This window comes from Pseudoxanthobacter sp. (assembly GCF_036822375.1).
In the GTDB taxonomy this organism is placed as follows: domain Bacteria; phylum Pseudomonadota; class Alphaproteobacteria; order Rhizobiales; family Segnochrobactraceae; genus Pseudoxanthobacter.
Genome location: NZ_DAISHT010000187.1, coordinates 1 through 6,460 on the forward strand (window position 1 = coordinate 1; position 6,460 = coordinate 6,460).

5 protein-coding genes and 1 riboswitch are annotated in these 6,460 nt (G+C 70.7%); of the genes, 4 read left to right on the forward strand and 1 reads right to left on the reverse strand.

All coding sequences use genetic code 11. The features are described from left to right. Positions 1 to 424, forward strand: a 424-nt coding sequence (locus V7067_RS14175; RefSeq protein ID WP_334176552.1) for a DUF2865 domain-containing protein, incomplete at its 5' end; no start/stop codon positions are given. Here the strand turns inward: V7067_RS14175 and V7067_RS14180 are convergent. After that, a complete protein-coding gene (locus V7067_RS14180) occupies positions 387 to 1,778 on the reverse strand; it encodes a glutamate--tRNA ligase (protein WP_334176553.1) in 1,392 nt (463 codons plus the stop codon). The two genes, V7067_RS14175 and V7067_RS14180, sit on opposite strands and share 38 nt — an antisense overlap. 176 nt (positions 1,779 to 1,954) lie before the next feature. Further along, positions 1,955 to 2,078: riboswitch (TPP riboswitch) on the forward strand. A gap of 188 nt (positions 2,079 to 2,266) precedes the next feature. Between V7067_RS14180 and thiM the strand changes: the two genes are divergently transcribed. The 3 genes from thiM to V7067_RS14195 all read left to right on the forward strand — a co-directional run. After that, the gene (gene thiM / locus V7067_RS14185) at positions 2,267 to 3,049 is read left to right on the forward strand and encodes a hydroxyethylthiazole kinase (protein WP_334176556.1); all 783 of its coding nucleotides are present in this window, start codon (positions 2,267 to 2,269) and stop codon (positions 3,047 to 3,049) included. Between the two features lie 355 nt (positions 3,050 to 3,404). Next, a complete protein-coding gene (locus tag V7067_RS14190; RefSeq protein ID WP_334176554.1) occupies positions 3,405 to 4,313 on the forward strand; it encodes a substrate-binding domain-containing protein in 909 nt (302 codons plus the stop codon). 62 nt (positions 4,314 to 4,375) lie between these two features. Then, the coding region (locus V7067_RS14195; RefSeq protein WP_334176555.1) for a diguanylate cyclase at positions 4,376 to 6,460 on the forward strand (2,085 nt) is incomplete at its 3' end.

Sequence of the window (6,460 nt, forward strand, 5' to 3'; positions counted from 1 at the left end):
TTACCAGATCGGCCGCGCCACCCAGACGGCCGATTTTGCGCGCGATCAGGCCGCCTGCAACAACTCCTGCCCGGCCAGCCCGACGGAGCTGTTCGTGATGCGCAACAACGATCCGAAGGCGACGGAACTGACCTCGCTGGCCGGAGTTCCCTACAGCCGCACCCCGAGCGCCTTCCGTTTCCGCACGGAAACGACGGCGCGCTGCACCTGCGGCACCGCCCGGCCGATCTCCGACCCGGCCGGTGCGGCGGCAGCCGGCCTTTCCGTTCCCGGCGCGCCCGGCGGCGGGGCGGCCGTGCCGGCGGCGGCGCCGGCGGTAAACCAGACCCCGGCCGCCCCGGAAAGCGCCGTGGTCAAGCCCGTTGTCGCCAGGCCGCCGCTGCGCGTCAGAACAGTCGGGCCGACATTTCTGCAGGATCAATGAGCGGCATGAGGCGGGCCATTTCCGGCCCGTCCTCCCGGCCGGTCACGGCCAGCCGCAGCGGATGGAACAGCGCCCGGCCACGGCGGCCGGTCTCGGCCTGAAGCGCCTTCGTCCAGGTGCGGAAGCTGGTTTCATCCCATGGCGGCGGCGGCAGAAGGGCGCGCGCGGCAGCCAGAAAGCCGGCCTCCTCCTGCAGGTCGGGCGCGCGCGGCACCGGGCCGCGCACCACGTCCCGCCACACCGTCACCGCGCCGACCGTCGTCAGGTTGGCCCGCACCGCTGCCCAGAACGCCGGCCCGAGATCGGCCCCCAGGGCGATCAGCCGGGGGCGTACCGTCTCATAATCCATGCCGTGCACGAGGCGGGCGTTGAGCACCCCGATTTCCGCCGGATCGAAGTGCGCCGGCGCGCGGGAGATGTGGGCGAGATCGAGCCTCGAAGCCAGCACCTCCAGCGACGGCAGCGCCTCCACCGCCGCCGCCGTGCCAACGAGAACCGCCAGCGAGGCCACCGCCATCGGCTCGAAGCCATCGGCCCGCAGGCCGCGCAGCGACAGCGTGCCGGTGCGCTTCGACATCTGGCTGCCATCGGCCAGAATCAGCAGATTGTGGTGCCCGAAGGCCGGCACGCCGCCGCCAAGCGCCCGGAACAGCGCAATCTGCACGCCCGTGTTGGTCACATGGTCCTCGCCGCGGATGACGTGCGTCACCCCGAGGTCGATGTCGTCCACCACCGAGGGCAGCGTGTAGAGATAGCTGCCGCCGGCGCGCACCAGCACGGGGTCCGACAGCGAGGCGAGATCGACCGTCTGCGGGCCGCGCACCAGATCGTGCCAGCCGATCTCGGTCGCATGGGGCGCAAACGGGTCGCCATCGTGGTTGGGCAGCAGAAAGCGCATGTAGGGCGCCCGGCCACCGGCCTCCAGCGCGGCACGCCCGGCTTCGGAGAGCCGCAGTGCGGCGCGATCATAGACCGGCGGCAGCCCGCGCGCGCGCAGCCGTTTGCGGCGATAGTCCAGTTCCTCGGCCGTCTCGTAACAGGCATAGAGCGCACCGGCCGCCTGCAGCCGGCGGGCGGCCTCGTCGTGGCGATCCTGCCGCTCGCTCTGGCGCACGATCAGGTCGGGCTCAATGCCGAGCCACGCCAGATCCTCCACGATCGCCTGCGCGAACGCCTCCGTGGAGCGCTCGCGGTCGGTATCGTCGAGGCGCAGGATGAAGCGGCCGCCGTGAAGGCGGGCGAACAGATAATTGATGAGCGCCGTGCGGGCGTTGCCAAGGTGCAGGTAGCCCGTGGGCGAGGGCGCGAAGCGGACCACGACGGCCGGGGGAACGTGCGGAGGGGCAACGGACATGCGGGACGGCACCTTTCTGCGGCTTTCGCGCCGGAAGCGGCAGCTTTAGCCCCGCCGCGCAGCGCCGGCAATGCCCGCCCCGGCCCGCCCCCGGCCCGCCCCCGGCCCGCACGGCCGGCGGCGACCGCGCCGGACGGGAGAATTGCAAAGCCGGGAAAGCGCGCTATGCTGCGCCCGTCCAAGCCTTGGGGTGCCGCCCCGGACCTTGCGCAACGGGCGCATGGCCGGCGGCGGCTGAGATTACACCCATCGAACCTGATCCGGGTCATGCCGGCGAAGGGAGTGGCTGAGCCGGTGCTTCCTGCCCGGCTGCCCCCGCGCCCGGAATCCGCCCGGATCGTGAGGGAACGTCCATGACCGTTTCTGTAACTGACACCGTTTCTGTAACTGACGCCGTTTCTGCAACCGACGGGGCCGAAACCGCCCTGCCCGGCGATGCCGCGCCCGCCGGGGCGCTGTCGCTTTCGCCCGGCGCCGCGCTGGCGCAGATGCGCGCCGCCGCGCCGCTCGTCCACAACATCACCAATTTCGTGGTGATGACGCCCACCGCCAACGCGCTGCTCGCCGCCGGCGCCGCCCCGGCCATGCTGCACGCGCCGGAGGAGGTGGCCGAGTTCGCGGCCATCGCCTCCGCGCTGGTGGTCAACATCGGCACCCTGACAGCGGCCGCCCGCGACGCCATGGTGCTGGCCGTGCGCGCCGCCCGCGATGCCGGCCGGCCGTGGGTGCTGGACCCGGTGGCCGGCGGCGTCACCGCCTTCCGGCGCGAGACCGTGGCACAGCTGCTTTGCGAAGGGCCGGCGGTGGTGCGCGGCAACGCCTCCGAGATCATCGCCGCCAGCATCGGCGCATCCGCCGGCCGCGGCGTGGATGCCGCAAACGGCGTCGACGAGGCGGCGGTGCATGCCGATGCCCTCGCCCGCCGCATCGGCGCCACGGTCGTCGTTTCCGGCCCGGTCGACTACATCACCGATGGCACGCGGGCCGTCGAAGTGGCCAACGGCGTGGAAATGATGACGCGCATAACCGGCACCGGCTGCACCTGCACCGCGCTCATCGGCGCCTTCCTCGGGGCCGGACTGCCCGGCCTTGAAGCCGCGACCGCAGCCATGGTGCTGATGGGCGTGGCCGGCGAGGTCGCCGCGCAGGGCAATCCCGGTCCGGGCACCTTCGCCGTGCGCCTCACCGATGCGCTCGCGGCGCTGCGGCCGAAGGATCTGGACCAGCGCGGGCGCTACGCCCTGCGCCTGACGGGCACGCTTGCGGCCTGAAGTCAGTCGCGGGCCGGCACGGGGCGGCGGCGCGGCCGCCGGCCCGTGTGCCCGCTGTCACTGCCTGCCGTTGTCGCTGCCGGCCGGCCTGCAACCGCAGTGCGCCGCGACGTTTTCGCCCCGCCCGCAGATCGCGTTCATCCTTGCCGTCGGTGACACAATGTTGTGATTGTCGGTGGGGCGGCTATTGCGGGAGACGGGTCCGATGAGTGCGCTATGGCCGGCGCAGACGTGCTTGCCAGCCGGATTCCGGGGGGACCGGCGGGACGGAAAAAAGACCGGGCTGACGCGGCGGGCTCTGGCCGGTGCGTCGCTTGCCATGCTGGCGTCCGTCGGTCTCGGTCTGACCGCATCCGTGCCCGCAGCCTGTGCCGAGGTGAAAGAGGCCCGTCGCCCGGTCATCGGACTGGTGATGAAGACGCTCACCAATCCGTTCTTCGCTGTCATGGAAGACGGCGCCCGCCGGGCGAGCAACGATGCCGGCGCCGAACTGGTGGTGCGCACCGCCTCGCGCGAGACGGCCATCGAACAGCAGATCGGCCTCGTCGATTCCCTCATCAAGATGCCGGTCGACGCCATCGTCATCGCCCCGGCCGACTCGGCGCGTCTGGTGCCGGTGCTGGTGCAGGCCGTGCGCCGCGGCATCGTGGTGGTCAATGTCGACAACCAGCTCGACTTCGCCTACTGGCAGCAGTTCGGCCAGCGCCTCCCGTCGCTGGTAACGGTGGATAACCGCAAGGCCGCCGATGCCGTGACCGAGCGCCTGCTGCGCGGCGACAACCCCGCCGTGGCGGCCACCGCGCTGATCGTGGGCGGCATTCCGGATGCCGACAATTCGCGCCAGCGCGTTGCCGGCGCCGGCGATGCCTTCGCCCGGCACGCCAACATAAACGTGGTCGGGCAACTGGCCGGAAACTGGCGTGTGGAAGATGCCTACGAGGCCTCGCTCGCCTTCCTGAAAACCCACCCCGGCATCCGGTATGTCTTTTGCGCCAATGACATGATGGCCGTCGGCGTGCTACAAGCCGTGCAGGAGCTGGGCCTTTCGGGCGTTGCGATTGCCGGCTTCGACAACCTGTCGGAAATCAGGCCCAGCATCGCTGCCGGGCTGATTACGGCAACCGTCGATCAGAATGCCGAAGAGCAGGGTTATCTTGCCGTGCAGGTGGCGCTGGACCTTCTGGCGGGCCGGCCCGTTTCCACGGCGACCCTCGTGCCGGTTCGGGTCATTGACCGGGAAGCCCTCGGGTCCTCCCCGCCCTGAGACCCCGCGGCTGCCCGCCTGAACGGCGGCCCGTTCAGTATGCGTTGAGGAAAGGACGGGCGGTGTCCGCCAGTCAGGAAGGCACAGAGCGCGAAAGGACGCCGGCAGCCGCCGGCGGCACCAGGCGGAAGGGACGGCGTGGCTTCGCCTCGCTGGGCGTCACCTTTGCGTTCTTCGTCATCCTGCTGTCCATCGGACCGCTCGCGTTTCTCGGTCTGGTTTCCTACAACGTCGCGCGCAGCACGGTGCGCGACGTCACCGAGAAATACATGCGCCTCGTACTGTCGGCCGAGCGCGACATTCTCGACATGCAGCTCTCCCAGATCGAGGCGCTGCTGGTTTCGGTCGCCGGCATCGACGAGGTGCGCTCCGCCCTTGGCAGCACACCCGGCCGCAAGCCCGATGTCTTCAGCCGCCTGCGCGCGCAGGAGCAGATCGGCGGCGTGCTGAATGCCTATCTCTACTTGCGCGGCGTCGATTCCATCGATGTCATCGGAACCAACGGAACCGCGCTGCACATCGGCGATGGCGGTGCGGCCGGTCCGCCCGTCGGAAGCGACACCATCTTCGGTGCCGTGACCGCTGAGGAACACCGCATTCACTGGTTCGAAACCCGGGTCGACCCCGGGCGTGGCGGGGCCGGCACGCCGCCCCGGCTGGTGGTGCCGGTGGGCGTTGCGCTGCGCACCTTCGACCGCGAGCGCGTGGCCGAGCGCACCGACGGCGTCGTCGTGCTCAATGCCGACGGCCGGCAGCTTTTCGAGCATCTCGGCGTTTCCGCCTCCGAGAACGCCTCCCAGGCCATGGTCGTCAACGATGCCGGCATCATCGTCTACAACCGCGACCCCGCCCTGATCGGCCGCAAGGCGCCCGATGCCATCCTGCAGGCGCTGGATACGGAGCGGCCCTCCGAGCTGGTGCGCATCGACGGCCGGCAGATGCTGATCGGGCAGGTGCGGGCGAAGACGACGAACTGGTGGATCGTGAGCGTCACGCCGCTCGATGCCATCGACTCGCCCGTGCGCTTTATCGGCACGGCGACGATTTTCGTGCTGGGCCTGTGCATGGTCATCGTCGTCGTGGCCGGTTCGCTCGGCGCCCAGCGCATCGTGCGGCCGCTGCGCGCCATCACCAGCCATTTCAAGGATGTGCAGCACCGCCCGGTGGCCGAGGTCGCCCCCCTGCCGGTGGTCGGCAGCGGCGAGGTGGCCGAACTCGCCCACTGGTTCAACGTGTTCCTGTCGTCGGAAGCCGACCGGCAGCGGGCAGCGGCGGCACTGCGCGAAAGCGAGGAGCGTTATGCCCTCGCCGTGCGCGGGGCCAACGATGCGCTGTGGGACTGGAACTTCCGCGCCAACGAGGTCTACTACTCGCCGCGCTGGCGCATGCTGCTGGGCGGCGGCGACCGCGTCATCGGCAAGAGCCCGGCGGTGTGGATCGACGCCATCCACCCCGACGACCGCGAGGACGTGCTCGCCCGCATTTCCGCCCATCTCGCCGGCAAAACGCCCCAGCTGATGATGGAACACCGGCTGCGGCAGGCCAACGGGGAATATATCTGGGTGCTGGCGCGCGGCATCGCACTGCGCGACGAGGCCGGGCGGCCCTATCGCATGGCCGGTTCGCACAGCGACGTGACCTCGCGCAAGCGCGCCGAGGAGCAGCTGCGCCACGATGCGATGCACGACATGCTGACCGGCCTGCCCAACCGCCGGGCCGTGTTCCGTGCGCTGGCCCAGATGCTGCGCCAGACCGACAGCACGCAGGACCGGCAGGTCGGCCTGCTGGTGCTCGACATCGACCGTTTCAAGGACATCAACGATTCCCTCGGCCACGACGTGGGCGATGCGGTGCTGGTGACGGTGGCGCGCCGGCTGCGGCAGGCGCTGCGGCACGACGACATGGTGGCCCGCCTCGGCAGCGACGAATTCGCCGTGCTGTGCCCCAATATCTCCAGCGCCGCAGAAATCGCCGCCATCGGCCGGCGGCTGGTTTCGGCGCTGCGCGATCCCATCGGCGAGCGCACCGAGCGCTACAGCATCACGGTCACGGCCGGCGGCACGGCTGCCGCCGAGGGCCCGACCGCCGCCGCGGTGATGCGCGAGGCGGATCTGGCGCTGTTCGAGGCCAAGCGCGGCGGCGGCAAC